The following is a 24,753-nucleotide window of genomic DNA, read 5'->3' on the forward strand; positions in this document are numbered from 1 at the left end:
CGTTCCTGCCCGCGCGCTCACCGGCCCCGTCCAGCCGCGCGACGGTAGAATCGAGGGGTGACTTCGACTGCCGTTCATCTTCCCGCTCCTCGCATCCCACGAGTGCGCGCCGCGGCCGGGCGGCTTCAGGATAACCCGGTGCCCGGACACAAGCGCGTCCTGCTCGCCGCCCCCCGCGGATACTGTGCAGGGGTGGACCGCGCGGTGGTCGCTGTGGAGAAGGCGCTCGAGCGCTACGGTGCCCCCGTGTACGTCCGCAAGCAGATCGTGCACAACATCCACGTCGTGACGGAGCTCGAGGCCAAGGGCGCGATCTTCGTCGAAGAGGTCGACGAGGTGCCCGAGGGGGCGCACGTCGTCTTCAGCGCGCACGGCGTCTCCCCGGCCGTCGTCAATGCCGCATCGGATCGCGGCCTCCACGCGATCGACGCGACCTGCCCGCTCGTCACCAAGGTCCACCGCGAGGCCGTGCGCTTCGCCCGGGACGACTTCGAGATCCTGCTCATCGGCCACGACGGCCACGAGGAGGTCGAGGGAACCGCGGGGGAGGCCCCGGACCACGTCACCGTCGTGAACTCGCCGGAAGAGGCCGACACCGTGCAGGTGAAGGACCCGTCGAAGGTCGTGTGGCTGTCGCAGACGACGCTCTCGGTCGACGAGACGATGGAGACGGTGAACAGGCTCCGCGCCCGCTTCCCCGAGCTGCACAACCCGCCGTCCGACGACATCTGCTACGCCACGCAGAACCGGCAGGTCGCCATCAAGAAGGTCGCCCAGGGCGCCGATCTCGTGATCGTGGTCGGATCGGCCAACTCGTCCAACAGCGTCCGGCTCGTCGAGGTCGCCCTCGAGTACGGCGCCAAGGCCGCCTACCGCGTGGACTACGCCGAGGAGATCCGCCAGGAGTGGCTCGACGGGGTGGAGACCGTGGGCGTCACCAGCGGTGCGTCGGTGCCCGAGGTTCTCGTGCGCGAGGTGCTCGACGCGATCGGCGATGCCGGGTACCGCGACGTGGAAGAGGTCAAGACGGCGGAGGAGGACCTCATGTTCTCGCTGCCGAAGGAGCTCCGTCAGGATGCCGCGGGTCAGCGCGACGCGCGCGCCCTCGGCGGCCGCGCCTCCGCTGGAGGGGGTGCGTAGCGGTGAACGCCGCGGAGGCGGAGCCGACCCTCATCGGGTCCGTGCAACGCGCGCTCCGCCTCGTCGACATCGTCGCGAACTCCCCACGGCCTCTTCCGGCAAAGATGCTCTCGTCGATCACGGGACTCACGCCGGGAACGACCTACAACCTCGTGCGCACGCTGGTGCATGAGGGGTATCTGAGCGCAGAGCCGGACGGACTCGTGCTGGGAGGCCGATTTCCGTCGTTCCAGCAGCAGATCGACTCGCGCGGGGTGTTCCTGGCGCGGGTGCGCGCCGCGCTGCGCGCAGTGACGGAGGACGTCGGCGCCACGGCCTACCTCTCCCGATACGCGGACGGGGAGATGCACCTCGTCGACATCGTGGACTCCGTGCGGAATCCGCGCATCGAGCTCTGGGTGGGACTGCACGCCAGTGCCCACGCCACCGCGCTCGGCAAACAGATCCTCGCGGCGCTCTCCGAGGAGGATCGCCTGGACTACCTCTCCCGGCACCGGCTCGAAGAGCTCACGCCGCGGACGATCAGCGATCGGCGGACCCTCCTCACCCAGCTCGAGCAGACGCCGGGGTGGGCGGTCGACCGGGAGGAGTACGCGATCGGCGCGACGTGCGTCGCGGTGCCCGTCATCGCGCCCGGCGTCACGGCGTCGCTGGCGGTCTCCCTGCCCGCCGACCGGGCCGTCGTCAACCGCCGACTGGTGTCGAACCTGCAACGCACGGCGCGGCGGTTCTCGCTGCAGCTGGGGGCGGATGCCCTCGACACCGACGGGCCGGACGCGGAGTTCACCATCTGAATTCCGGGGCCTGGTGCGGGCATCGCGGGTTCCCTATGATCGAAGACGTAGTGGCTGACAACGCCCTACTGATCGCCTACGGCGTCCCCAGCGCCGGCGACCAACGGGATGAGGAGCGTCCCCAGCGCTCCACGTCCGCGGCCCCGAGAAGTCCCCACTTCTCCGGGGCCGCTATCGGTTGGGCCCGACTTCCTGAACGGCCCGCTGAGCCCCTGCCGATACCATGGCGGGATGACCGACCAGCGCCCCCGTTACGGGGAACTCGCCACGCCAGAGGAGCAGCGGAGGGCCGCAGGTCTTCCACCCCTGGCGGAGGTGGTCGCACCGACGGCGCCGTCCCCGGCGCCGGCACCGTCGGCCGCACCGCAGACGTCCGCTCCGGCGCGCCCCCACCCTGTGGACAGGTTCGCGACGATCGCACTCCTCGCCTACGGCCTCGTCAACGTCGTGGTGACCGGTCTGTCCTACCTCGACGTCGTTCCCGTCATGAACCAGACCATGGGCATGCTGGGCATCGAGGGCGAGTTCACGAATTACGCCGCGGGCCGCATGTGGGGGACCATCGCCGCCGTGGTGCTCGCTGTCGGCTGGTGCGTCACCGCGGCGCTGTCCATCCGTCGCCTGCGCCGTGGCCGCGTCACATGGTGGCTCCCGGTCGTCGGGGCGGTGGTCACGGTGGGCATCGCCGCCTTCTGTCTCGTCGTACCGATGATGGGCGATCCGGCCTTCATCGCGTACCTCGACCAGGCGACCGGGACCCGCTGACCCCGCGCGCAGACACGTAAAGGGCCCGGCATGAAGCCGGGCCCCTTCGTGTTCGTGCGGACGGTCAGCTCTTCGACTGGCCGTACGAGCCGAGCTGACGGGTCGACTCGACCACGCGGGCGGCCATGGCCGTCTCGGCGATCTTGCCCCAGGCACGCGGGTCGTACTGCTTCTTGTTGCCGACCTCGCCGTCGACCTTCAGCACGCCGTCGTAGTTCTTGAACATGTAGTCGGCGATGGCGCGCGTGTAGGCGTACTGCGTGTCGGTGTCGATGTTCATCTTGATGACACCGTTGGCGACCGCGAGCGCGATCTCCTCGTCGGTCGAACCGGAGCCGCCGTGGAAGACGAGGTCGAGGGGCTTGGCACCGGTGTTGTACTTCGCGGCGACCTCGGCCTGGATCTCGCCGAGAAGCTCGGGCCGCAGCTTCACGCCGCCCGGCTTGTACACGCCGTGCACGTTTCCGAAGGTGAGGGCGGCGATGTAGCGGCCCTGCTCGCCGAGGCCCAGTGCCTGCACGGCCTGGTCCACGTCGGCGAAGGTCGTGTAGAGGGCCTCGTTCGAGCCCTCGTGCTGCACGCCGTCCTCCTCGCCGCCGACGACGCCGATCTCGACCTCGAGGATGGCGTTGATGGCCTTCATGCGGGGGAGCAGCTCCTTCGCGATCTCGATGTTCTCGGCGAGCGGGACCGCCGAGCCGTCCCACATGTGGGACTGGAAGATCGGGTTGCGGCCGGCCTTGACCTCTTCCTCCGAGGCGGCGATGAGCGGCTCGACGAAGCCCGCGAGGGCGTCCTTCGGGCAGTGGTCGGTGTGCAGGGCGACGGTGACCGGGTAGTTCTTGGCGACCTCGGTGGCGTAGCGGGCGAAGGCGAGGGCGCCGGTCGCGCGCGCCTTGACCGTGTGGCCGGCGAAGTAGTCGGCGCCACCGGTGGTGACCTGGATGATGCCGTCGGAGCCGGCCTCGGTCAGGCCCTGGAGGACGGCGTTGATCGTCTGCGAGCTCGAGACGTTGAACGCGGGGTACGCGAAGCCGCCTGCCTTCGCGCGGTCGAGCATGTCGGCGTACTGATCCGGGGTGGCGACGGGCATGAGAACTCCTGCGGTAGGTGAAGCCGGGACAGCTGCCACTCTATCGGGGCGGGTGTGCGGCGTCGGCAGGGCGAGGTACGCCGTGGCGGTGGGTCTCCTTCGTCGGTGTTAAGAACCGCGATTTCTTCATTGCCCGCGAGCGGAAAACGAGCCGATCGGTGCCCTCCTCGTGGCTAGGCTGGGAATCATGGTGAGTCTGACTGCCGACCTGAGTCCGCTGCGTCCCGACCGCAACCTCGCGATGGAGTTGGTGCGCGCGACCGAGGCGGCGGCGATCCGAGCCGTGCCGTTCATCGGCCGCGGGGCGAAGGAGGCCGCTGACGGTGCGGCCGTCGACGCCATGCGGGCCTTCCTCGGGACGGTCGACTTCCAGGGCCGCGTGGTGATCGGCGAGGGCGAGAAGGACAACGCCCCGATGCTCTTCAACGGCGAGGTCGTCGGGACCGGTCGCGGGCCCCTCTGCGACATCGCGGTGGACCCCATCGACGGCACGTCGCTGACCGCCGCCGGGCGGCAGAACGCCCTCTCGGTGATCGCCGTGTCCGACCGCGACACCATGCTCGACGCCTCCAGCGTCTTCTACATGGACAAGCTCGTCACGGGGCCCGCCGGCGTCGGTGTGGTGGACATCCGTCTCCCCATCGGCGAGAACATCCGCAAGCTCGCCGGTGCGCTGGACAAGCCGGTGGACGAGATCGTGGTGTCGGTGCTCAACCGCCCCCGGCACGAGCAGCTCATCCAGGAGATCCGCGACGCCGGAGCCGGAACCCGCCTCATGAGCGACGGCGATGTCGCCGGCGGCATCAACGCCGCCCGGCACGACGCCCGCACGGACATGTGCGTGGGGGTCGGCGGCAGCCCCGAGGGCATCGTCACCGCGTGTGCGATCAAGGCCCTCGGCGGTCATATCCAGGGTCGGCTCTGGCCGCGGGACGACGACGAGCGCCAGCGCGGCATCGACGCGGGGCTCGACATGGACAAGGTCTACGAAGCCGACGACCTGGTGCAGGGGAACAACACGATCTTCGTCGCGACGGGTGTCACGGACGGCCAGCTCGTGGCCGGTGTGCGGCGCGAGCGCGGCTACGTCTACACCGAGAGCGTGGTCCTGCGAGGAGCCTCCGGAACTCTGCGCCGCATCGCGTCGGAGCACCTCGTCTCGAAGTGGCTGTGAGGCCTCTCCCGCGGTGATGATCGTGGGCCGGATTCCCGCCATCGTTACCGACCCGGTATCGCCTCCTCCACGGGTCGGCCCCGGTTCGGCGAGCCGTCGTGTCACAATTGTCACTGGGTTTGTCGCCGTCGACGGAGCCGCCAGGCACCGCAGGCACAGGAGGGCGAACGCATGACAACGCAGCACACGAGCGGCTCGAAGAGCGCCGCGCCGACCAAGATCATCACGACGAACACCGGACGCATCCTCCGGGTGAGCGCCGATGCCGAAGCGGCGGCCGTGGCCCCGCCGGCACCCGTCGCGCAGCCGACCGTCGACCCGGCTCGGCGCGCCGACGTGCTGTTCCGCGTCCGCCGCGCCGAGGGGCACGAGGTCAGTGCCTGGTGGATGATCGGCGCCTTCCTCGCCACGAGCGGCCTCGTCATCCTGCTGCTCAGCGGCGTTCCCGGCGTCGCCTGACGCCCTCGCGGCCGGTCGATCCGTCGCCGCTGTCAGTCCTCCCGGTCGGGAAGCGCGGCGGCGTGATCCAGACGCGCGCGAACCTCGCCGACATCAGCCTGCATCGCGTCGGCGGCGTCTTCGGCCTCGGTCGGGACCAGGAGCTCCGGCGCGGTGAAGCGCCGTCCGTCCGCGGTGATCGCCGGCATCGGTGCCAAGGCCTCCGCATCGACGCCGGGGAACTGGCGGGCGGTGACGAGAACCCGGGACTCCAGGGATCCGGCGAAGCGGTTGTAGCTGTCGACCGTGCGCTCGATCGCCCGACGGAGGTCGTCGGCATGACCCGCGAGCGTGCCGAGGCGCTCGTACAGCTGCGTGCCGAGCGCCAGCAGACTCCGGGCCTCGGTGGACACCTCCTGCTGCGTCCACGTGTACGCGACCGTCTTGAGGACCGCCCAGAGGTTCACGGGGGAGGCGAGCGCCACGCGGCGGCTGAAGGCGTAGTCGAGCAGCGTCGGGTCCTCGTCGATGGCGGCGGCCAGCAGCGACTCGCTCGGCAGGAAGCAGATGACGAACTCCGGGCTCGCGTCGAGGCCTGACCAGTAGGCCTTCTTGGCGAGGGCGTCGACGTGCGCGCGGACCGCACGGACGTGTTTCTGCATGTGGGCACGACGCTGCGGTTCGTGGGCGTCGCCTGCGGGCAGCGCCGACGCCTCGAGATAGGCGTCGAGCGGCACCTTCGCGTCCACGGCGATCGACGTGCCGCCCGGCAGGCGGACGACCATGTCGGGGCGCCCCTGGCCGCGGTCGGAGGTGATCGTCGCCTGCAGGTCGAAGTCGACGTGTCTGGTCAGCCCCGCGGCCTCGACGACGCGCCGCAGCTGGGTCTCGCCCCAGACGCCGCGCGTGGACGTGGAGCGCAGCGCGCCCGCGAGCGACTCGGTCGTCGCGCGGAGCGCTTCATCGGACTCCTGGGCACGTCGGAGCTGCTCGGCGAGCGTGCCGAACTGCGCCTGCCGTTCGCTCTCGATCGCAGCGACCTTGGACTGCATCTGCTGGAGGCTCTCGCGCACCGGCGCCAGGGCCTGCAGCACGGCGTTCTGCTGCTGGACACGCTGCGCTTCCGCCCGCTGCTCGGAGCGGGCGTGTTCGACCGCGTCCCGGTAGAGGTCGTACTGGCGGTCGCGGTCGTCTCGCGCCGCCGCGAGCTCAGCCTGCGTGCGCGCGATGTCGGCGGCGCTCCGTCCGGCTCGGAGGAACCAGCCGAGAGCGACGCCCGCGGCGAGGGCCACGAGCAGGAGAACGATCGACAGGGCATCCATGGCTCCATGATGCCGAGGGCCTCCGACATCGCCGGGAGGCGGCGAGGCGCGTCAGGCGACGGCGCGCTCCAGCGCCGGCACGGCGGGCTCGGTGACGCGGAGCCCGAGGGCGTCGGCGAGCCCGAACACGTCGAAGGCGCCGGCGCGGGCGGCCGCGTCGACGATGATCTGTGCGCAGGCGAGCGCATCCGCGAGCGCGTCGTGATGCGAGAACTCCGCATACCCTGCCGCCGCGGCGGCGAGCGGAAGGCGGTACGAGTCGAGCTGATAGGTCTTCCGCGCCACCTGGAGGCTGCACAGCGAACGGTACGGCGGGCAGATCTGGCCCGTGACCTCCGTCGCCCGACGCAGCACGTTGAGATCGAAGCCGGCGTTGTGAGCCACGAGCACGTCCGCTCCGGCGAAGGCGCAGAGCCGTTCGAACTGGTCGACCCACGTGGCCGCCGAGAGCACGTGCTCGGGGCGGATGCCGTGGATGCGGACGTTCCACTCCTGGAACTCGTCATGGCCGGGCGGAGGCTGGATCAGCCAGTTCGCGGTGGCGACGACCTTCCCGTCCCGCACCCGCACGAGTCCCACGGAACACGCGGAGGCCGGGCTGGAGTTCGCGGTCTCGAAGTCGATCGCAGTGAAGTCCAGTGGCACGTCCTCACTCTCTCCCGGGCCTCCGACGTCGCTGTGCAGGCTCGCCGTATGCTGGCCACATGGCGGACGAACTGGCGAGGTCCTTCGGTGCGGCGGCCGGAAGCTACGAGGCCGGACGGCCCGAGTACCCGTTCGAGGCGGTCGCCTGGATGTTGGAACCGATGGCGGACGGTGCGCGTCGGGTCGCCGACGTCGGCGCCGGGACCGGCAAGCTCACGCGGGCGCTCGTCGCGGCTGCGGACGCCGAGGTCGTGGCGATCGACCCGGACCCCGCGATGCTCGCCGCGCTTCGCGAGGCCGTACCAGGGGTCCCCACTTTCGTCGGGGCCGCCGAGGAGCTCCCACTGCCGGACGCGAGCGTGGACGCCGTGGTGCTCGGTCAGGCATGGCACTGGGTCGAGCCCGTCGCCGCATCCGCGGAGATCGGTCGTGCGGTGCGGCCGGGCGGTGTACTGGGACTCGTCTGGAACCTCCGCGACGAGCGCGTGGACTGGGTGCGGCGGCTCACCGACATCATGCACGGCAGCAACGCCGAGATCATGCTCGCGGCCGGCGACCCCGTGGTGGCGGAGCCGTTCGGCTCCTTGGCGCAGGAGCGCTGGGAGTGGTCGCGCCCCATGACGCGGGAGCTCCTGCACCGCATGGCCGCGTCGCGCAGCGCCGTGATCACCGCCGACGAGGCCGAGAAGGACCGGATCCGTCGCGAGATGGACGCGCTGTTCGACGAGCTCGGCCTGCACGGGCACGACACGGTCGAGGTGCCGTACGTGACGAGGGCGTTCCGCGCGACCCGCGGCTGAACAGGCGCCCGCGCCGCATCAGGCACCTTTCGCGCACTCCCGCCTGATCCCGCGTGAGCGCTTGCCCTCCGCGGGGGTGAGGCGGGGGAGGGCGGCGTAGGTAGACTCGTTCCCCGTGGCTCTCACTATCGGAATCGTCCGTGGCGGCAACGTCTAAGTGGGGCAAACGGCCATCTGATTCAGGCGCTCGCGGTTACGCCGCCAGAATGCTCACTCCTCGATGGAGCAGCGAGTGCCGGCGCCAAACCACCCATCTGTGTTCCAGTGCCACTCGTCAGGTGTATAGCTGTCGAAGTGGATCTTTACCGATGCGAAGACGGACGCACCGATGACGAGCGAGTCCCAATCTTGAGCAGGCGGGGCGAAGTGCACCACGGCGCCCTCGGAGGAGGCGGCGAGGGCCTCGGTCGGCTGCAACTCGATGGCCTCGTCTTCGTCTTCGGAGGTATAGAAGTAGGCGTCCCAGTCATCCGCGTCCGGCCTGCAGGTGACGTAGTCTAGTGAGCCATCCGAGTTGACTCGCACAGCGGAGGCATCCGTGACAGTGCAGCCCGCGAGGGCGAGCGCACCAGTGACCGCGCCGGATGCAACGGCGAGTCCTCTGCGCTTTTGCATGAAGATCACGGTACCCGGGCCGACGTCACCTCCCGTCTGCCGATGCTCGATCGTTACGACGTAAGGCCAGTCGGCGCTCAGTGCTTGTCCCGCGAACCCGTCAGAGACCCGCGGCATGACCTCGTAAACTGAGGATCACCATGCCAAACTTATCGATCGGAATCGTCGGCCTGCCCAACGTCGGCAAGTCCACCCTCTTCAACGCTCTCACCAAGAACGACGTGCTCGCGGCGAACTACCCGTTCGCGACGATCGAGCCGAACGTCGGCGTGGTGAACCTGCCCGACCCGCGGCTCGAGAAGCTCGCCGAGATCTTCGGGAGCGAGCGCATCCTGCCCGCCGCCGTGTCGTTCGTCGACATCGCGGGCATCGTCCGGGGGGCGAGTGAGGGGGAGGGCCTGGGCAACCAGTTCCTCGCGAACATCCGCGAGGCCGACGCGATCGCCCAGGTGGTGCGTGGGTTCTCCGACGACGACGTCGTGCACGTCGACGGTGCCGTGAACCCGGCGTCGGACATGGAGACCATCAACGCGGAGCTCATGCTCGCCGACCTGCAGACCGTCGAGAAGGCGATCACGCGGTACGAGAAGGAAGTGCGGGGCAAGAAGATCGACCCGTCGGTCCTCGAAGCCGCGAAGGCCGCCAAGGATGCGCTGGAGCGCGGAATTCTGCTCTCCACCAGCGGCCTCGACCTCGAGCCGATCCGCGAACTCGGGCTCCTCACGGTCAAGCCCGTCATCTTCGTCTTCAACGTCGACGAGTCCGTGCTGACCGACGACGCCCGCAAGGCCGAGCTCGCCGCCCTCGTCGCCCCGGCGCAGGCCATCTTCCTCGACGCGAAGATCGAGTCCGAGCTCAAGGACCTCGACCCCGAGGACGCTGCCGAGCTCCTCGCCTCGACGGGGCAGGACGAGTCGGGCCTCGACCAACTCGCCCGCATCGGCTTCGACACGCTCGGCCTGCAGACCTACCTCACCGCAGGTCCGAAGGAAGCCCGCGCCTGGACCATCCCCAAGGGATCGAAGGCCCCGCAGGCCGCCGGCGTCATCCACACGGACTTCGAGAAGGGCTTCATCAAGGCCGAGATCGTGTCGTTCGACGACCTCGTGGAGACCGGTTCCGTGCAGGAGGCCCGTGCCAAGGGCAAGGCGCGCCTGGAGGGCAAGGACTACGTCATGCAGGACGGCGACGTCGTGGAGTTCCGCTTCAACAACTGATCGCAGGGACGGCGAGGGCACTCAAGGACATCGATGACGAGAGAAGGCACCACCACGTCTAGCGACCTCCACTCGCGCAAGGTGTATCGCTCCATCTCCTTTGCTTTGTCGAACGCAGCGATGCAATTGCTGACGAGTAAAGACCCCGGGAGCCGGGCGGCTGGGGAAGCGCTCCTTCAAGCAGAGCCAGTCGGACAGTACGAGCACAGCGACCTTGAGCACATACCGTACCGCGGTCGTCTGACCATCAAACTGGGGTTCTACGCGGAAAGCGCTCGAAGCGCCGTCAACGAGCACGAATTCGCAGTGGCCAGAGCGATCACCGCAATGTTGGTGGGTCCTATGGCACCCACCGTGCAGATCTCGACCGAGATGCTCCCGGATACGTGGCATATGCGTCGGTATGAACCGGGGAGCTCGGTGAACATCCGTTTGCACCATCTGTTGACTGCGTCGGAGATAGTCGTGTCGCCGGAGCTTGCGATCGTCCTCCGACGGTTGCGATATCGCCTTGGTAACGATCACAATTGGCAACCTCAGCACTCCGAGGATCTCATCGTCTGGGGGACGTCGAAGACCAAGTCGTGGGCAGAGCGTGTGTCAAGTGATTCGTCGCGCCCCGGGCGCGTGGCCAGTGCTGTGGCCTCTCGCGTCGGTGGTACGTCAGCTGTGACTGACTGGGCGGATATGGGAGCGAACGATTGGGGAGCGGTGGATCTGGAGAGTGACCCCGTCCGCATCGTCGAAGTAACAACGCGTACCGGCGTAACTGTTACCGAGGTAGACCGCGTACTTGCCGCTGCGTCTCCGTGGATAACAAGATCCCCCGCACGGAGCACGGCCACGACCAGGGAAGACCGTCCAGTCGAGGTTTTCGCGTCCGCGCTCGAAGGCATGGCTAAGGAGTCGGGGCTGGCGGCCCACGTCGACGTGGTCTTGTGTCACCGAGGAGGCGGACTTTATCCCGCAGGGCATACGCGGGCCAATGTCACCGAAGAGCAACGAGAGGCGCTTCTCTCGGCCGCCCTGAAAGTTCGGAACCAAGGCGTCGAGGTGATCTTCGGGCTTGGGCATGGCGATGTTTCGGTGCTCCCGGCGGGGGTCGACGAGGTGGGAATCTACGAAGCTACCACCCCCACGGCTGCCGCTGCGTGGCTGGTGAATGAACACATCAGTGACTGGCTAGTGGACAAGTCGATAGCGCTCGGGCAGAGCAACGGACGCTGACGAAGTTGACGCAGGGTGGCTGCTTTTATCAGGACTGAACCGTCGTGGGCCTTGGCGCGGTGCTGTTCTCGGGAGGCTCCAGCATCGGTCTCGCTCGCTGACCGCCCTCGCTAGTGCCGGACCCCGGCTCCGGGCCCGTGGCGATGCTCGAACTCACGGAGCGCGCGCCTCGCGCGGCGGGTCTCGACGATACCGACGACGATCCCGGCAGCGAACACGATGATGCTGAGAACGCGCCACAACCCGGCGGGCGCATCGAGGAGGAACGCGACCGTCCAGCCGACCGTCATCACCGACGAGAACACGATCGCGTAGATGCCCCAGTTCCGCCGCCGTTCCAGTGCCATGCGCTGCTGGATGAGCGACGGCTCCGGTCCGCCCGCGGGCCTGCTCATACCCGGAGGGAGGTGCCCTCGCCGCTGCCGGCGGGGATCGGGACCGCAGCGCCGGAGCGGGTGCGGAACCACAGGGTGAGTTCGAACAAAGCGCGCTCCATGGTGGAGGAGTCCGCGCCGTCGACGAGGTCGTCGAAGGAGTCGCGGAAGCCTGTGGGGGCGGCCGCGCTCCCACCGCGGAACGACCGGTAGCCCATCGACCAGTCGGAGAAGAGCCGGGTGGTGATCGGCGTCTCCAGGAGGATGCGCATCGCGCGATGACGCGGATCGTCCGCGATCGTGTCGACGAGTCGGCGAACGGCCTCGACCGGTCCTTCGAGGACCTGGAGGAAGCGCCCCTGGCGGAACAGGAGGAGACCGGTGATGTCGCGGGCCGCATTCGACCGACGGCACTGCTCCAGAAGCTGCTCCAGGGCGGTCTCACGGAACGGCTGCGCCGCCGTGCTGGTGTAGACGAGGCGGAGCAACCCGTCGGTCATGGCCGCCGTCACCCCTGCACCAGCTCCGGGGTTCCGAGGGCAGCATCGCCCTCCGAGGGGCCGGCGTGGGCGACGACCTCCGTGGTCGCGTCGCTCAGCGTGGCGTGCAAGCCGAGGGGCTGCGCGGACGCGGAGAATGCGGCGAAGCGGCCGTCGGGCTGACGGTCGACGTAGCCGAGGAAGTCTCCGCCGCGGCTTCCGACGTGGAAGCCGTCCTCGACGCACGCCCAGAGGACATCCGATGCGGGGTGGGGGGAATCAGGCACGGCTCCACCCTACGGTGGACGGCCGACATCGCCGCGGGCCTTGCGCGCACCCGCCTCGATATGGCACACGGACCCGGCGCGGCCTCAGTCGCCGGCGCGCGGGCGTCCCGGTTCCCGCCAGCGCGGCGGCACAGGTGCCGGGGTGAGCGGCTCGACGCGGTCCGGCGTCGGCAGGCTCGCGGGAACCCCGGCGTGCAGGACGAGCTCCTCGTCGGCGTGCCGGATCGTCACCGGCTCCCCGGCGCTCAGTCGGTAGGTCGTCTCCGTCGGTGTGATGTCGACGTGCAGGATGCAGCCGTGCAGCCGGACTCCGAACGCGAGACGGGTGACGCCGTCCGGAAGCTGCGGCCGGAAGGACAGGCCGTGGTCTCCCTCCCGCATACCCCCGTAGCCGGCCGTTACGCCCGTCCAGATGCCGGCGAGTGCCGCGATGTGCAGTCCCTCGTCGGTGTTGCCGTGGAGGTCGTCCAGGTCGAGGGCAGCGAGCTCGGCCAGATAGGCCGATGCCAGTTCGAGATGCCCGACCTCGGCGGCGATCACGGCCTGAGCGGCCGCGGAGAGCGAGGAGTCTCGCACGGTCAGGGCGTCGTAATAGGCGAACGCCCTGGCCTTCTCCTCCCAGGTGAACTCCTCGTGGGAGGTGTAGAGCGCCAGCACGAGGTCGGCCTGCTTCAGCACCTGCTTGCGGTAGATGTCGAAGTACGGGAAGTGGCTGTGCAGCGGATACTCATCGGGCGCCGTGGCGTCGAAGTCCCACCGGGCGTGCGCGGTGAAGCCCGCCGACTGCGGGTGCACCTGTCGCTCTTCGTCGTAGAGCACGGTCATGGCGTCGGCCGCGGCCTCCCAGGCGGCGACCTCCTCCTCGTCCGCTCCCAGCGCCGCGGCGACCTCTGGGTGCCGTCGGGCGGCAGCCGCCGCCCCGCGGAGGTTCCGGCGCGCGGAGAGGTTCGTGTAGACGTTGTCGTCGACGACGGCGGTGTACTCGTCCGGGCCGGTGACGCCGTCGATGTGGAAGCCGCCGTCGTCATCCCCGCGCCCGAGGGACAGCCAGAGGCGCGCCGTCTCGACGAGGATCTCCGTGCCCGCCTCCCGCTCGAAGTCCTGGTCACCCGTCGTGCGGACGTAGTGCATCACGGCACCTGCGACGGCGGCGTTGATGTGGAAGGCCGCCGTGCTCGCGGGCCAGTAGCCGGAGCTCTCCCGGCCGTCGATCGTGCGCCAGGCGAAGGACGCGCCGCGCAGGCCGAGCGTGCGCGCCCGCTCCCTGGCGTGATCCAGCGTCGCGTGACGCCAGCGCAGTGCCTGGAGCGCGGCATCGGGAGCGGTCGAGGTGAGCACGGGGAGCACGAACGCCTCGAAGTCCCAGAACGTGTGGCCCTCGTAACCGGAGCCGGTGAGGCCCTTGCCCGGCACGGATCGGGCTTCGGCTCTCGCCGACGCCTGGAACACCTGGAACAGCGCGAAGCGCACGGCCTGCTGCAGCCGCGCATCGCCGTCGATACGGACGTCACCGCACTCCCAGTACCGATCGAGGACCGCGCGCTGACCCGCCACCAGCGCCTCCCAGCCCAGACGAGCGGCTTCCTCCACAGCCTCCTCCGCGCGGTCCCGCAGCGTCTGCGGCGCGAGGGTGGCCGACCACTCGTGTCCGATGAGCTTGACGACCTCGAGCTCCTCGCCGGGCGCGAGGTCCACGCGGATGCGCGTGCGTGCCAGGTCGTCGTCGACCTCGGTCGTCACCTCCGGAGCGCCCTCTCCGGAGACGCGCACGATGTGGTCAGCGCTCACCGCGACGCGCAGGCCGCTGCGCCGGGTGCGATGCAGCAGCGTGCTCCGCGCGCCGCGCTCCGATCCCGCGACGGCTTCCAGCGGACGGGCGAGGAGCTCCTGCACGCGCGGGTCGTCGTGAGTCGTGGGAAGCGGTTCGTTCGCAAGCAGCTCGGACAGCACGGTGATCGCGAGGGCGCCGTCGACCGCTGTCACGCGGTAGCGCACGGCGGCCAGTGACCGGTGCTCGAGGGAGACCAGACGGGTCGACGTGATGTGCACGCGACGGCCCTCCGCCGATTCCCAGTCGACCTCCCGGTGCAGGGTGCCGTCGCGGAGGTCGAGGCGGCGGGTGTGCGTGTGCACCGTCCCGTGCTCGACGTCGAACGGCTCGTCGCCGACCAGCAGGCGGATGAGCTGCCCGTTCGGGACATTGATCACCGTCTGTCCGGTCTCGGGGTACCCGTACCCGTCCTCGGCATACGGCATCGGGTGCTCTTCGAACACGCCGTTGAGGTAGCTTCCCGCGACGCCTCGAGGGTCACCCTCGTCGAGGTTCCCGCGCCAGCCGACGTGGCCGTTGGAGAGACCGAAGACGGACTCCTCCTGCGCGAGATGGGCGGTGTCGACGCTCTCGATGCCGACGGCCCACGGTTCGATGGTGAAGCGCGCCGTCATCGGCGCGCCCGACCCTCGGGGCGCCCGTCCGAGGAGGAGGTGAGGATGCCGAGAAGCATGGAGTTCCCTTCTGCCGGAGACCGTGTGCCTCGACGGTATCCGGGCCCACGCGCCGGCACGAGGGAGTTGCGCGGCGCCGAGCCGGTCGGGTAGGTGCTCAGCGGCGCGAGCGGCGCCAGGGCACCAGTGCCGCGCCGAGGATGCCCGCGACCGCCACGGTCCGCCACCCGGGGTGCACACGCAGCCAGGTCGTGATGCTGCCCCGTCCGCGGTGCGGCAGCCCGCCCCGCTGATCGGTGTCGCGGAGTGGACCGACGAGGTTCCCGAACTGCGCAGGGGCGCTCTCGTTCGTGCGCATCATCCGGAACCCGAACCGGCCGAGCGCCGCATCGAGAAGACCGGGCGCGATCCGCTGGACCCCGGTGAGCAGCAGGGCGCCACCGCCGACGTGGATCGTGCGGGCCGGATGGACGGCGGCGTAGACGATCGCCCGCGCGACGGACCGGGCGCGGTAGTGCGGATGCGGTCCGCTCGGGCGATACGTCATGCGGCTGCGGGCGTGGCGGTAGATCGGGGTGTCGATGACGGCGGGACGGACGACGGTGATCGTGACGGGCGCGCGCTCGGCGCGCAGTTCGCGGCGGAGGGCGTCGACCGCTCCTTCCACCGCATGCTTCGAGGCGGCGTAGGCCCCGTGCAGCGGCATCGCCGCCACCGCCTCGGCCGAGCTCACCACGATGATGGTCCCGCGCGAGTGCCGGAGCGCCGGCAGCGCCGCCTGGAGGCCATTGAGCTGTCCGACGACGTTGACGTCGAGGATCCGGCGGAGCTCCTCGGGGGTGGTGTCGGCGACGGGGGCGTAGAGGAGCACCCCCGCGTTGCCCACCCAGGTGTCGATCCGGCCGAACGCATGCGTGACCTGGTCGACTGCGTCCTGCACCGCCCGGCGGTCGGAGATGTCGCACACGACGCCGCGGACGTCCCCGCCCTCCGCGGCGATCTCCTCGACCGTCTCGGTCAGCGCCTGCTCACCGCGGGCGAGCAGGACGACGGATGCCCCCGCTCGGGCGAAGCCGAAGGCCGCCTCCCGGCCGATCCCGCGGGAGCCGCCGGTGACCACCACCACCTGGGCGTCGAGGGGCGGCCGCCGTACGCGTGTGCGCGGCGACCGTCCCTTCCGCGAGACCGATGACGGCATGTCACTCCTTGTGGAGCGCGTCCTGCGCGGCGCCGGCCACCTTCTCCACGACGTTCGGCAGCTCGGTGGTGCCGTAGAAACGTGCGTCCGGGTGAGTGGGCGGAGGCATCTCGGCCGTGGTCGTCGGGCCCTCGTGGTAGCTGAACTCGCCGTGTCCGTCCGGCGTGGGGCCGGATGCCCAGGTGCCTTCCGCGGCGGCAGGACCGTCGCTGAAGTTGAGGTACTGGTACGACACGTCGCGGTGCTCCTTGGAGAGCGGGAAGTTGCTCGGCACGGGGAGCTTCTCGGCGCCCTCGGCCTTCAGCTCCTCGGCCGCGGCGAGCCACTGGTTCTGGTGCATCGTGTCGCGCGCCAGCAGGAAGCTCAGCAGATCCCGGACGCCGTGGTCGTCGGTCATGTGGTAGAGCCGGGCGACCTGCACCCTGCCCTGCATCTCGGCGTTCGCGTTGGCCATGAAGTCGGCGAGGAGGTTGCCGCTGGCGGTGATGTACGAGCCCTGCCACGGGTTGCCGTTGCTGTCGACCGGACGCGCGCCGGCACCGGCGACGATGCCCTGCTGCACATCCGTGCCGCCCACGATGGCGGCGACCGTCGGGTCATCCTGCACGGCGTCCTCCGTGATGCCGAGCGGGGACTTCTCGAGCAGCTGCGCGATCATGACCGCGAGCATCTCGACGTGCCCCATCTCCTCGGCGCCGATGCCGAAGACGAGGTCGCGGTACTTGCCGGGGATGTGCATGTTCCACGCCTGGAACTGGTACTGCAGCGCGACGGTGATCTCGCCGTACTGCCCGCCGAGGACCTCTTGCAGCTTGCGGGCGTAGACGGCGTCCGGGGCCTCGGGCGTCGCGGAGAATTGGAGCTCCTGTCGATGGAAGAACATATCGAGCCTTTCTCTTCTGGGGATGGGCTGGCCATGCAACGCCCGGTCGGCCGATCCACGCAGGGCCTTTCCAAACCCCGGCGCGCCTGGGACAATCACTCTCGGCCCGCGCGACATCGGACTTCGCCGCGGTGATAGCCGGTCGGCGCCGACGCCGTCAACCCCCGCCCGTATCCCCGGCCCTCCCGGCAGTCTGTCCCCATGACGGAGGAGACGGCGGCAGCGCAGGACGCGATCGACGCCTTCCTCGAGTCCCACCTCGCTGAGATGGTCGAGCGGCTGTCGGCCTGGGTCGAGATCCCCTCCGTCTCGGCGGCCCCCGAGCGTCGGATGGACGGGGTGCGATCCGCGCATTGGATCGCCGCAGAGCTGCGCGACGCGGGCTTCACGACGTCGCTGCTCCCGGCGGGCGATGCGGTGACCGTGTTCGCCGAGCGCGAGGGCGCGCCGGGGTCACCCACGGTCCTCGTCTACACGCACCACGACGTCCGCCACGCCAAGCCGGAGGAGTGGAACGAGACGGCGCCGTTCGCGCCGGTGCTCCGAGAAGGGCGGCTCTACGGGCGCGGCGCGTCGGACGCGAAGGGCCAGGCCCTCGCGCACGTCTGGGCGCACCGGGCGGTCGAGGCCGTGGACGGCGTCGGAGCCGGGGTGCACCTCAAGCTGCTCATCGACGGCGAGGAGGAGATCGGCTCCCCGCACCTCAAGGACCTCCTGGAGGCCGACCCCGACCGGTTCGCGTGCGACGTCGTCGTCTTCTCCGACACCCTGCAGTGGGAGGTCGACTCCCCGGCTCCGGTCACCTCGATGCGGGGGACGCTCACCGCGACGCTCACGGTGCAGGGGCCCGACCGGGACGTGCACAGCGGTGCCGCCTCCGGCGTGACGGTGAATCCTGCCCTCGTGCTCTCCCGCGTGCTCGCGCAGCTGCACGACGAGGACGGCGGGATCGCCATCCCCGGATTCCATGACGGCGTGGCCCCGCTCAGCGACGAGCGCGCTGCGGAACTGGACGCGTTGCCGTTCGACCCCGAGGACTGGACGCGGCGTACCGAGACCAGGGTCATCGTGGGGGAGGAGGGCTTCACCCCGAAGGAGCGCCTCTGGGTGCGCCCGGCCATCGAGGTGATCTCGCTGCTCGCCGGAGACCCGGAGGGCATCGAGCGCTCCGTGATCCCGCGGGAGGCCATGGCCTCGCTGAGCATCCGAACCGTCGCCGATCAGCGTAACCACGACGTCGCCGACGCGCTCCGCGCCTTCATCGCCGACGTCATGCCCTCCGAGGCGACGTATCGCCTCGAGGTCGACGAGGACATCGCGCAGGAACCGTATGTCTCTCCTCCCGGACCCTATCGGGACGCCCTGGAGCGGGCCCTCGCCCGCGGTTACGGTCGCGCGGTGCGGGGGAGGATGGGCAACGCCGGGGGAGGGCCGGCCGAGCTGCTGTCCCGGGAACTCGGCGCCCCGGTCGTCTTCCTCGGAACGGGTCTGCCCGAGGACCACTGGCATGCGAGCGACGAGAGCATCGATCTGCGCATGCTGGTCCGCGGCGCTGCGACCCTCGCGCATCTGTGGCGCGAGCTCGCCGCCGCCTCATGACTCCGCCGGGGGATGCGAGGAGGAGGCTCGTCCCCCGGCGGGCTACGCTGGACGCAGGCGCCACCGCCCGGTGCCCGGTCGCAGGAGCCCGGCGCGGACGGCGCCTGCGAACCTGACACCGACGGCTTGAGGAGAACGACGCCGATGACCGACACCCAGATCTTCGAGCCCGAGGGCCGCGCCATCCCCTTCGTCGACGAGGGCGATGGTCCGGTCAAGCTGGTGCTCATCCAGGAGCGCGGCCTGGCCGCCGACGTGCTCGGAGTGGTCGGTCACTACCTGGCGGAGGAGGCCGGATTCCACGTGGTGCGGATCGGCCATCGCGCGGATGACGCAGAGGCCTCGGTCGAGGACCGCGTCGCGGACGCGCTCGCCGTCATCGACCACATCGGCCTCGGCGACACGTGGATCGGCGGGCACGGCTTCGGCGGCACGATCGCGCGGTCGTTCGCGCTCGTTCACCCGGAGCGCGTGAACGGTCTGGCCCTCCTCGGCGTGGAGGACGTGGACACTCCCCTCGCCCCGGTCATCCCGGTGCTGCTGATCCAGGGGACGGCCGACGAGGTCACCCCGCCCGCGAACGCCGAGAGCCTGCGCGCCATGGCTCCGGAACGCGCCAGCATCAAGGTCGTCGAGGGCGGGGATCACCTCTTCCCGATGACGCACCCCATCGAGACGGCTGTCGTGCTCGAGGAGTATCTCGACTGGGACTGAGCCCGACCCTGTGCACACGCGAACGCCGCGGCCGGATCGGCCGCGGCGTTCGAAGTCTGAGCTCTCAGGCGACCTGAGGGAGCACGGCGAAGGAGACGGAGCCCTCGTCGTCCACGCCCGCGTCGAGCACCTTGTCGTCCAGGGCGGAGGCGGCGGCCTCGTCGAGGAACAGGCGGGTGCCCGACAGTTCGACGACCTGATCGGCGGGCTCCGGGTCGGCGGTCACGGCGACGGCGAGCCGGGCCGCGCCCGTGTCGTCCTGCGCCTCGGCGGTATGGATGCGCAGCCCAGCGGCCGGCGCGTCGTTCTGACGACTCACGAGGGTCGACACGATGGCGGTGGCGTTGTCGGTGAGGGTGAGCATGAGCTCTCCTTTCCGGTTGGGGCATGACGCGGTCGCGACATGTCCGGACTACGATTCCGCATCGTCCGGATCCGCTCGACCCCCTTGCGCCTGCGGGGGTGGTGCCTTTAGCCTCGCAGCCGCTTGCGGAGGAACACCTGAGCGGTGCCGTCGCCCTGCGGCACCCGCTCGCGCTCCTCGTAGCCGCAGGACTCGTACAGCCGGATGTTCGCCTCGCTGAGGCTTCCGGTGAAGAGCTCGGACTCGCGGGCGTCCGAGGCCTTCTCCGCCGCGTCGAGGAGCTTCCTCCCGATGCCCTCGCCCTGCATGTCGGGGGCGATCGCGATCCGCCCGATCAGGAGCAGGTCGTCGTCCTCGACGAACCGGATCGCCCCCACCAGGCGGCCGTCGATCCGTGCGCCGAGCCCGCTCTCCGAGGTGAGCTCTGCCTCCATCTCGGCGAGCGTCTGCGTCAGCGGCGGCATGTCGACGCTGCCGTAGATCGCCGCCTCGGACACGAAGGCCGCCCGCTGGATCGTGAGCACCTCTCCGGCATCCGCCGCGGTGAGAGGCGCGATGACCACCTCGGGACGATCCTCCTGTGCTGCTGTTCCCACTGTTCCGCCTCTCTCGATGGCCCTGTCGCCTCCCTCACTTTCGGGGGTCCGCCCGGTGGGTGTCAACCCCCTCGAATCGGCCGTGCCGCGGGGCTACCGTGACAGCAGGAGGTCACACCATGGCAGACACGAAGACCAAGAAGACCGGCAGCTCCAGCAGCAAGAGCGGAGCGACGAAGGCAGGCGTCAAGACCACGCGCCAGCAGAATGCGGAGAAGGGGTTCACCGCATCCCCGACCCTCGCGGCGAACCTGCAGGCGGTGCTCGTCGACCTTCTCGAACTCTCGCTGCAGGGCAAGCAGGCCCACTGGAACGTCGTCGGACGGAACTTCCGCGACACCCACCGTCAGCTCGACGAGATCATCGAGGACGCCCGGACGTTCAGCGACACCATCGCGGAGCGCATGCGCGCCCTGCACGCCGTGCCTGACGGGCGCAGCGCCACGATCGCGAAGACGACGACGCTCCCCGAGTTCCCGACCGGTGAGGTGTCGACGACGGAGACCATCGACCTCGTCACCGCGCGCCTCGAAGCCGCAGTCGGGACGATGCGCGATGTGCATGACGCCGTCGACGAGGAAGACCCCACGTCCGCGGATCTGCTGCACGCCGTCATCGAGCGCCTGGAGCAGTTCGCGTGGATGGTGAGCGCGGAGAACCGCAGCCCCGCCGGCCGCTGATCAGCCCGCTGTCCGACCGCCGCCCCCGTCGCGCTCATGCCGACGAGGGCGGCGGTCCTTCGTCTGCTCCGACCCGCGCGCGGGCGCGCCGCAGCAGGCCGGGCAGCGCCATCCACAGCCCGACCACGAGCAGGAGCGAGGCGATCAGCGCGACGATCCCGGCGGTGCGGCTGACCGTGAAGTCCACGATGAGCGTCGTGACCCCGATCGTGAGGGCACCGATCACGAAGAGGTCGATCTTCACCAGGCGCGCCGCCGTCCGGACGAGCTCAGGCTTCAGCCGGCTGCCGAACAGGGCACGATGGATGCCGACGGGGGCGAGGGCGAGGATGGTGGCGACCGCCGCGAGTGCCACGAGCACGACATACAGGTCGCGCTGGAATTCGTCCATATCGGTGAAGCGCGGCTGGAACGCCACCGCGAGGAGGAAGCCGGTGAGGATCTGCGTGCCGGTCTGCATCACCCGCAGTTCCTGCAGCAGCTCCTCCCAGTTGCGGTCCGCGCGCTCGTTCGGGGTCTCGTCGCGGCCGTCATCGCGGTCGTCGCGCTCGTCGGCGCCGCCACGGGATTCTGCTGTCATGGCGATAGTCTCGTGGGCACGATCCGGCGCTGTCCAGAACCTTGCGCTGCCGGATGGACAGGCCTCAGGAAAGGACCCGAGATGACCCTTCCCCCGATCGGCGAATGGTGGCCCGAGCTGTCCGACGATGCGCGTCGCGCGGTCATCGACAGCGGGTCGCGGCATCTCGACGAGGACGTCCGGGAGGAGATCCGGGAGATCACCGGAGCGGTGGTGGGGATGATCGAGTCGCTGTCCGACGACGACCTCGCGTACGCCCGGGACCACGCACCCGACGAGGACTGAGACGTCAGCCCTCCGGCTGCTCGGCGGTCTCCTCGCGCAGCCGCGGCTCCGTGCGACGTTCGGGGCGCACGCCGTGCTTGTCGGCGTAGAACGCGCGGATCCGGTCCATGTCGGCGGCCACGTCGCCCGTGAGGTCGATCGTCGGCCCGAGGCCCGTCGTCATCGTGTGGCGGTCGACGAAGCCGAGAGTGACCGGCATGCCGGTGGCTCGCGCGATCCGGTAGAAGCCGCTCTTCCAGTACTCGTTGCCGCCCCGTGTGCCGTCGGGGGTGACGACGAGGCCGAACACCGTCCCGGCATGCACCTGGTCCACGACCTCGCCGACGACGCGCGCCGGATCCGTGCGATCGACGGCGATGCCCCCGAGCCCGCGCATGATCGGCCCCCGCCAGCCGCGGAACAGGCTCTTCTTGCCCAGCCAGTGCACGTCGATGCCGAGGCGCCACGCGATCGCGAGCATGAGCACGAAATCCCAGTTCGAGGTGTGCGGGGCGCCGATCAGGACGGTCGGTCGCGTCGGCGCGGCGTCGGCGACGAGGGTCCACCGGCTGACGGCCCAGTACACGCGGGCGAGGAATCGTCGGAGCATCCGTCCAGATTAGGCGGAACGGCCTATCGATCGCCTGGCGGCGGGGCCCCGGTGGTCCGCGTGAGAGCCGCGGTGAGCGCCGGGTCCAGCCCAGGGACGTCCTCGACGGGCACGGCCAGCGCGAGAAGAGCCCTGCTGAAGTAGTTGCGCGCCGCCGCCGCCAGGGTGATGTCCACGATCTGCCGGTCGCTGAACCCCCGGTCTCGCAGCTCCTGCGCATCGGCGTCGGTCATCGCCCCCGGATCGGTCGACAGCCGCGTGGCGAAGCGGATCACGGCCTGCTCCTGCTCCGTGAAACCGCGGTCGTCTCCCGCGGCGAAGGCGGCGAGTCCTTCCTCGTCGACGACGCCGGCGCGCAGGGAACGGCGGCCGTGGGCGAGCAGACAGTGCGCGGATCCCAGGGCCCGCGCCGCCCCCAGGGTCGCGGCCTCGTAGATCGGCACGCCGATCGACGGGACGACCGCGCGGACGAGGGCTTCGAAGGCGGCGTGGGCGTCGGGGTTCACGGCCATGGCCTTGGTGTGAGCGAACACGATGCCGTCGTCGGCGAGGTCGCTCTCGTACATCGCGGCGACGTGGCCGGTCGCGGTGGCCCGTTCGGGAGGGTGGATGATCATGGCGCCTCCTCGGCTCCGGGGCGCGCGGCGAGGGTGCGCACCCCTCGCCGGGAACGATACGCCGCTCTCAGGCCGCAGAGAAGAGCGTGCGGCGCCCGGTGCTCCTGGCAGGCGTACGATCGAGGGATGACCGAATCGAAGCAGGAGAACACCGGGCAGGACGCGCCGCTCGGGCTGCAGCCGCTGCCGGGTGCGATCGAGCTGCTCGAGGGCGATGCCGCCGGCTACTGCAGCAACGGCGTCTGCCACATCCCCGCCCCCAAGGAGCGGTGAGCAGCAGACGCCGTCGGTGTGGCTGCGCGGTCAGTGACCGCCGTGCGCCGCGTCGCCGATGTCGTCGGCGGGCTTGCGCACCAGCGGGCTGAGCGCGACCGCCGCGAGCGAGATGATCGCCGCGATGAGGAAGGCCGTCCGCGCTCCGGGGGCACCGGCCACGGCCCGCGACAGGCCCTCGTCCTCGCCGGCGTGCAGGATCGCCGAGTACGTGACCGTGAGCAGGGCGACGCCGGCCGCCCCGCCGACCTGCTGCAGCGTATTGAGCACCGCCGAGCCGTGCGAGTACAACGAGCGGTGCAACGACCCGAGCGACGAGGAGAACAGCGGCGTGAACGACATCGCGAGGCCGACCGACATGGCCGCCTGCACGATGATCAGCAGCCACCACACGGTGTGCTCTCCGACCGTCGAATAGAAGAACAGCGCCGCCGAGACGAGGATCGTCCCGGGGATGAGCAGCGGACGGGTGCCCTTCGCGTCGTAGACGCGGCCCATGATCGGACCGAGCAGGCCCATCAGCACCGAACCGGGGAGCAGGATGAGGCCCGACTCCAGCGCGGTCAGTCCCGCCACGTTCTGCAGGTACTGCGGCAGCAGCGTCAGGGTGCCGAACATCGACAGCGCCAGGATCGTCATGATGATGACGGCCAGCGAGAAGTTCGCCGAGCGGAACACGCGCAGGTCGAGCAGGGCGTCGTCGACGCGCTGCAGCACGATCTGACGCCAGACGAACAGGGCGAGCGAGACGGCGCCGACCACCAGAGCGATGACGCCGGTCGTGCCGCCCGATCCGCCCTCGCCGCCGAACTGGCTGAGGCCGAAGACGATGCCGCCGAAGCCGAGCGCCGCGAGCGGGATGGACAGCACGTCGAGCGGAGCCTTGCGGGTCTCGCCGAGGTTGGTCATCCACTTCGCGCCCATGGCGAGCGAGATCAGGGCGATGGGCAGCACGATGGCGAACAGCGCGCGCCAGTTGAACGCGTCGAGCACGGCCCCCGCGAGCGTCGGGCCGATCGCGGGCGCGAGCGAGATGACGAGACCGACGCGGCCCATCATGCGACCGCGGGACTGCGCGGGCACGACGTTCATGATCGTCGTCATCAGCAGCGGCATCATGATCCCCGTGCCGGCGGCCTGGATCACGCGGCCCACGAGCAGCACCGAGAAGCCGGGCGCGACGAAAGCCACGAGCGTGCCGAGCGAGAACGCCGTCATCGCGGCGATGAAGACCTGCCGGGTCGTGAAGCGCTGCAGGATGAAGCCGGTGGTCGGGATGACCACCGCCATCGTGAGCATGAACGCGCTCGTCAGCCACTGGCCGAGCTCGGGCGGGATGCCGAGATCGGTGTTCAGGTGCGGGATCGCGATGCCCATCGTCGTCTCGTTGAGGATGGCGACGAAGGCGGCGACGAGCAGCAGCCAGATGACCCGCATGTCCTTGCGCGGGATCTCCCCGTGCGATGCGGGGGGCGTCGTGATGGAGCCGGTATCGACGGCAGACATGGGCGGCCTCCAGGGCATCGGAAGAAAAAGAGATGTGCGAGAGTTCGCGAGAGT

At 70.0% G+C, this 24,753-nt stretch carries 29 protein-coding genes; 13 read left to right on the top strand and 16 right to left on the bottom strand.

The genetic code is table 11. From position 1 onward, the window contains the following. Positions 1–93 precede the first annotated feature (93 nt). The 3 genes from AB0310_RS01755 (at position 94) to AB0310_RS01765 (ending at position 2,699) form a co-directional block, all read left to right on the top strand. A complete protein-coding gene (locus AB0310_RS01755) occupies positions 94–1,140 on the top strand; it encodes a 4-hydroxy-3-methylbut-2-enyl diphosphate reductase (RefSeq protein WP_327036737.1) in 1,047 nt (348 codons plus the stop codon). A 2-nt stretch (positions 1,141–1,142) separates the two neighbouring features. Continuing rightward, the gene (locus AB0310_RS01760) at positions 1,143–1,934 is read left to right on the top strand and encodes an IclR family transcriptional regulator (RefSeq protein ID WP_366236460.1); all 792 of its coding nucleotides are present in this window, start codon (positions 1,143–1,145) and stop codon (positions 1,932–1,934) included. Positions 1,935–2,165: 231 nt separating this feature from the next. Continuing rightward, complete coding sequence (locus AB0310_RS01765) at positions 2,166–2,699, top strand: DUF6264 family protein (protein ID WP_366236461.1); 534 nt, start codon at positions 2,166–2,168, stop codon at positions 2,697–2,699. 64 nt (positions 2,700–2,763) lie between these two features. Here the strand turns inward: AB0310_RS01765 and fbaA are convergent, their stop codons facing one another. Next, complete coding sequence (fbaA, locus tag AB0310_RS01770) at positions 2,764–3,792, bottom strand: class II fructose-bisphosphate aldolase (RefSeq protein ID WP_187663604.1); 1,029 nt, start codon at positions 3,790–3,792, stop codon at positions 2,764–2,766. Positions 3,793–3,979: 187 nt separating this feature from the next. On the opposite strand from fbaA, the gene glpX reads away from it, so the two are divergent. Further along, positions 3,980–4,966 (top strand): class II fructose-bisphosphatase, encoded by a 987-nt coding sequence (gene glpX / locus AB0310_RS01775; RefSeq protein ID WP_060922697.1) that lies wholly within the window; start codon positions 3,980–3,982, stop codon positions 4,964–4,966. A 171-nt stretch (positions 4,967–5,137) separates the two neighbouring features. Beyond that, a complete protein-coding gene (locus AB0310_RS01780) occupies positions 5,138–5,425 on the top strand; it encodes a hypothetical protein (protein WP_259952169.1) in 288 nt (95 codons plus the stop codon). Between the two features lie 32 nt (positions 5,426–5,457). On the opposite strand, the gene AB0310_RS01785 is transcribed toward AB0310_RS01780, so the two are convergent. After that, the gene (locus AB0310_RS01785; RefSeq protein WP_292795326.1) at positions 5,458–6,726 is read right to left on the bottom strand and encodes a DNA recombination protein RmuC; all 1,269 of its coding nucleotides are present in this window, start codon (positions 6,724–6,726) and stop codon (positions 5,458–5,460) included. Positions 6,727–6,777: 51 nt separating this feature from the next. Next, positions 6,778–7,371 carry an exonuclease domain-containing protein gene (locus tag AB0310_RS01790; RefSeq protein WP_259952171.1) on the bottom strand — a complete coding sequence of 198 codons (594 nt, stop codon included), beginning with the start codon at positions 7,369–7,371 and terminating at the stop codon, positions 6,778–6,780. A 59-nt stretch (positions 7,372–7,430) separates the two neighbouring features. Here AB0310_RS01790 and AB0310_RS01795 point away from each other — a divergent pair, with 59 nt between their 5' ends. Continuing rightward, complete coding sequence (locus tag AB0310_RS01795) at positions 7,431–8,171, top strand: class I SAM-dependent methyltransferase (protein WP_366236462.1); 741 nt, start codon at positions 7,431–7,433, stop codon at positions 8,169–8,171. 210 nt (positions 8,172–8,381) lie between these two features. Here the strand turns inward: AB0310_RS01795 and AB0310_RS01800 are convergent, their stop codons facing one another. After that, positions 8,382–8,786: a hypothetical protein gene (locus AB0310_RS01800; protein ID WP_366236463.1), complete on the bottom strand. Its 405-nt coding sequence runs from the start codon at positions 8,784–8,786 to the stop codon at positions 8,382–8,384. A 140-nt stretch (positions 8,787–8,926) separates the two neighbouring features. Between AB0310_RS01800 and ychF the strand changes: the two genes are divergently transcribed. Together ychF and AB0310_RS01810 are read left to right on the top strand one after the other, a co-directional pair. After that, positions 8,927–10,003, top strand: a complete 1,077-nt coding sequence (ychF, locus tag AB0310_RS01805; RefSeq protein WP_292795333.1) for a redox-regulated ATPase YchF — start codon at positions 8,927–8,929, stop codon at positions 10,001–10,003. Positions 10,004–10,714: 711 nt separating this feature from the next. Further along, complete coding sequence (locus tag AB0310_RS01810) at positions 10,715–11,230, top strand: hypothetical protein (RefSeq protein WP_292795337.1); 516 nt, start codon at positions 10,715–10,717, stop codon at positions 11,228–11,230. A gap of 110 nt (positions 11,231–11,340) precedes the next feature. Here the strand turns inward: AB0310_RS01810 and AB0310_RS01815 are convergent, their stop codons facing one another. The 6 genes from AB0310_RS01815 to AB0310_RS01840 form a co-directional block, all read right to left on the bottom strand. Next, positions 11,341–11,625, bottom strand: a complete 285-nt coding sequence (locus AB0310_RS01815; protein ID WP_366236464.1) for a hypothetical protein — start codon at positions 11,623–11,625, stop codon at positions 11,341–11,343. Continuing rightward, the gene (locus tag AB0310_RS01820) at positions 11,622–12,104 is read right to left on the bottom strand and encodes a BLUF domain-containing protein (RefSeq protein WP_259952183.1); all 483 of its coding nucleotides are present in this window, start codon (positions 12,102–12,104) and stop codon (positions 11,622–11,624) included. The genes AB0310_RS01815 and AB0310_RS01820 overlap by 4 nt, the downstream gene beginning before the upstream one ends. Before the next feature lie 8 nt (positions 12,105–12,112). Continuing rightward, entirely contained in the window at positions 12,113–12,370 is a 258-nt protein-coding gene (locus AB0310_RS01825; protein WP_060923504.1) for a hypothetical protein, read from the bottom strand. A gap of 84 nt (positions 12,371–12,454) precedes the next feature. Then, on the bottom strand, positions 12,455–14,815 hold the full coding sequence (locus AB0310_RS01830) for a glycoside hydrolase family 65 protein (RefSeq protein WP_366236465.1): 2,361 nt from the start codon (positions 14,813–14,815) through the stop codon (positions 12,455–12,457). A gap of 157 nt (positions 14,816–14,972) precedes the next feature. Next, the gene (locus AB0310_RS01835) at positions 14,973–16,013 is read right to left on the bottom strand and encodes an SDR family oxidoreductase (protein ID WP_366236466.1); all 1,041 of its coding nucleotides are present in this window, start codon (positions 16,011–16,013) and stop codon (positions 14,973–14,975) included. Between the two features lies 1 nt (position 16,014). Beyond that, positions 16,015–16,896 carry a manganese catalase gene (locus AB0310_RS01840; protein ID WP_085606628.1) on the bottom strand — a complete coding sequence of 294 codons (882 nt, stop codon included), beginning with the start codon at positions 16,894–16,896 and terminating at the stop codon, positions 16,015–16,017. A 201-nt stretch (positions 16,897–17,097) separates the two neighbouring features. On the opposite strand from AB0310_RS01840, the gene AB0310_RS01845 reads away from it, so the two are divergent. Together AB0310_RS01845 and AB0310_RS01850 are read left to right on the top strand one after the other, a co-directional pair. After that, positions 17,098–18,495, top strand: a complete 1,398-nt coding sequence (locus AB0310_RS01845; protein ID WP_366236467.1) for a M20/M25/M40 family metallo-hydrolase — start codon at positions 17,098–17,100, stop codon at positions 18,493–18,495. A gap of 144 nt (positions 18,496–18,639) precedes the next feature. Continuing rightward, entirely contained in the window at positions 18,640–19,209 is a 570-nt protein-coding gene (locus AB0310_RS01850; RefSeq protein ID WP_366236468.1) for an alpha/beta fold hydrolase, read from the top strand. 64 nt (positions 19,210–19,273) lie between these two features. Here AB0310_RS01850 and AB0310_RS01855 read toward each other — a convergent pair whose 3' ends face one another. Next, a complete protein-coding gene (locus tag AB0310_RS01855) occupies positions 19,274–19,573 on the bottom strand; it encodes a hypothetical protein (RefSeq protein ID WP_060921362.1) in 300 nt (99 codons plus the stop codon). Positions 19,574–19,680: 107 nt separating this feature from the next. After that, positions 19,681–20,136: a GNAT family N-acetyltransferase gene (locus tag AB0310_RS01860; RefSeq protein WP_232089203.1), complete on the bottom strand. Its 456-nt coding sequence runs from the start codon at positions 20,134–20,136 to the stop codon at positions 19,681–19,683. A 152-nt stretch (positions 20,137–20,288) separates the two neighbouring features. Between AB0310_RS01860 and AB0310_RS01865 the strand changes: the two genes are divergently transcribed. Further along, entirely contained in the window at positions 20,289–20,849 is a 561-nt protein-coding gene (locus AB0310_RS01865) for a Dps family protein (RefSeq protein WP_187663618.1), read from the top strand. A gap of 34 nt (positions 20,850–20,883) precedes the next feature. Here AB0310_RS01865 and AB0310_RS01870 read toward each other — a convergent pair whose 3' ends face one another. Next, complete coding sequence (locus AB0310_RS01870) at positions 20,884–21,429, bottom strand: DUF6328 family protein (RefSeq protein ID WP_292795365.1); 546 nt, start codon at positions 21,427–21,429, stop codon at positions 20,884–20,886. An 81-nt stretch (positions 21,430–21,510) separates the two neighbouring features. On the opposite strand from AB0310_RS01870, the gene AB0310_RS01875 reads away from it, so the two are divergent. Then, positions 21,511–21,714: a hypothetical protein gene (locus AB0310_RS01875; RefSeq protein WP_366236469.1), complete on the top strand. Its 204-nt coding sequence runs from the start codon at positions 21,511–21,513 to the stop codon at positions 21,712–21,714. 4 nt (positions 21,715–21,718) lie between these two features. Here AB0310_RS01875 and AB0310_RS01880 read toward each other — a convergent pair whose 3' ends face one another. Together AB0310_RS01880 and AB0310_RS01885 are read right to left on the bottom strand one after the other, a co-directional pair. After that, on the bottom strand, positions 21,719–22,303 hold the full coding sequence (locus AB0310_RS01880) for a 1-acyl-sn-glycerol-3-phosphate acyltransferase (RefSeq protein ID WP_187663621.1): 585 nt from the start codon (positions 22,301–22,303) through the stop codon (positions 21,719–21,721). A gap of 23 nt (positions 22,304–22,326) precedes the next feature. Beyond that, entirely contained in the window at positions 22,327–22,920 is a 594-nt protein-coding gene (locus tag AB0310_RS01885) for a carboxymuconolactone decarboxylase family protein (protein ID WP_268777768.1), read from the bottom strand. A 126-nt stretch (positions 22,921–23,046) separates the two neighbouring features. Between AB0310_RS01885 and AB0310_RS01890 the strand changes: the two genes are divergently transcribed. Next, positions 23,047–23,193 (top strand): hypothetical protein, encoded by a 147-nt coding sequence (locus AB0310_RS01890; protein WP_187663623.1) that lies wholly within the window; start codon positions 23,047–23,049, stop codon positions 23,191–23,193. A 30-nt stretch (positions 23,194–23,223) separates the two neighbouring features. Here the strand turns inward: AB0310_RS01890 and AB0310_RS01895 are convergent, their stop codons facing one another. Beyond that, entirely contained in the window at positions 23,224–24,699 is a 1,476-nt protein-coding gene (locus AB0310_RS01895) for an MDR family MFS transporter (RefSeq protein ID WP_187663624.1), read from the bottom strand. Positions 24,700–24,753 lie beyond the last annotated feature (54 nt).

This window comes from Microbacterium meiriae (assembly GCF_040702565.1).
GTDB lineage: Bacteria > Actinomycetota > Actinomycetes > Actinomycetales > Microbacteriaceae > Microbacterium > Microbacterium meiriae.

Bases quoted from the DNA above. Each gene is read 5' to 3' on its own strand.
- AB0310_RS01765 (WP_366236461.1), top strand. From the start codon at position 2,166: ATGACCGACCAGCGCCCCCGTTACGGGGAACTCGCCACGCCAGAGGAG.
- fbaA (WP_187663604.1), bottom strand. From the start codon at position 3,792: ATGCCCGTCGCCACCCCGGATCAGTACGCCGACATGCTCGACCGCGCG.
- glpX (WP_060922697.1), top strand. From the start codon at position 3,980: ATGGTGAGTCTGACTGCCGACCTGAGTCCGCTGCGTCCCGACCGCAAC.
- AB0310_RS01780 (WP_259952169.1), top strand. From the start codon at position 5,138: ATGACAACGCAGCACACGAGCGGCTCGAAGAGCGCCGCGCCGACCAAG.
- AB0310_RS01785 (WP_292795326.1), bottom strand. From the start codon at position 6,726: ATGGATGCCCTGTCGATCGTTCTCCTGCTCGTGGCCCTCGCCGCGGGC.
- AB0310_RS01795 (WP_366236462.1), top strand. From the start codon at position 7,431: ATGGCGGACGAACTGGCGAGGTCCTTCGGTGCGGCGGCCGGAAGCTAC.
- AB0310_RS01800 (WP_366236463.1), bottom strand. From the start codon at position 8,786: ATGCAAAAGCGCAGAGGACTCGCCGTTGCATCCGGCGCGGTCACTGGT.
- ychF (WP_292795333.1), top strand. From the start codon at position 8,927: ATGCCAAACTTATCGATCGGAATCGTCGGCCTGCCCAACGTCGGCAAG.
- AB0310_RS01815 (WP_366236464.1), bottom strand. From the start codon at position 11,625: ATGAGCAGGCCCGCGGGCGGACCGGAGCCGTCGCTCATCCAGCAGCGC.
- AB0310_RS01820 (WP_259952183.1), bottom strand. From the start codon at position 12,104: ATGACCGACGGGTTGCTCCGCCTCGTCTACACCAGCACGGCGGCGCAG.
- AB0310_RS01830 (WP_366236465.1), bottom strand. From the start codon at position 14,815: ATGACGGCGCGCTTCACCATCGAACCGTGGGCCGTCGGCATCGAGAGC.
- AB0310_RS01835 (WP_366236466.1), bottom strand. From the start codon at position 16,013: ATGCCGTCATCGGTCTCGCGGAAGGGACGGTCGCCGCGCACACGCGTA.
- AB0310_RS01840 (WP_085606628.1), bottom strand. From the start codon at position 16,896: ATGTTCTTCCATCGACAGGAGCTCCAATTCTCCGCGACGCCCGAGGCC.
- AB0310_RS01845 (WP_366236467.1), top strand. From the start codon at position 17,098: ATGACGGAGGAGACGGCGGCAGCGCAGGACGCGATCGACGCCTTCCTC.
- AB0310_RS01850 (WP_366236468.1), top strand. From the start codon at position 18,640: ATGACCGACACCCAGATCTTCGAGCCCGAGGGCCGCGCCATCCCCTTC.
- AB0310_RS01855 (WP_060921362.1), bottom strand. From the start codon at position 19,573: ATGCTCACCCTCACCGACAACGCCACCGCCATCGTGTCGACCCTCGTG.
- AB0310_RS01865 (WP_187663618.1), top strand. From the start codon at position 20,289: ATGGCAGACACGAAGACCAAGAAGACCGGCAGCTCCAGCAGCAAGAGC.
- AB0310_RS01870 (WP_292795365.1), bottom strand. From the start codon at position 21,429: ATGACAGCAGAATCCCGTGGCGGCGCCGACGAGCGCGACGACCGCGAT.
- AB0310_RS01875 (WP_366236469.1), top strand. From the start codon at position 21,511: ATGACCCTTCCCCCGATCGGCGAATGGTGGCCCGAGCTGTCCGACGAT.
- AB0310_RS01880 (WP_187663621.1), bottom strand. From the start codon at position 22,303: ATGCTCCGACGATTCCTCGCCCGCGTGTACTGGGCCGTCAGCCGGTGG.
- AB0310_RS01885 (WP_268777768.1), bottom strand. From the start codon at position 22,920: ATGATCATCCACCCTCCCGAACGGGCCACCGCGACCGGCCACGTCGCC.
- AB0310_RS01890 (WP_187663623.1), top strand. From the start codon at position 23,047: ATGACCGAATCGAAGCAGGAGAACACCGGGCAGGACGCGCCGCTCGGG.
- AB0310_RS01895 (WP_187663624.1), bottom strand. From the start codon at position 24,699: ATGTCTGCCGTCGATACCGGCTCCATCACGACGCCCCCCGCATCGCAC.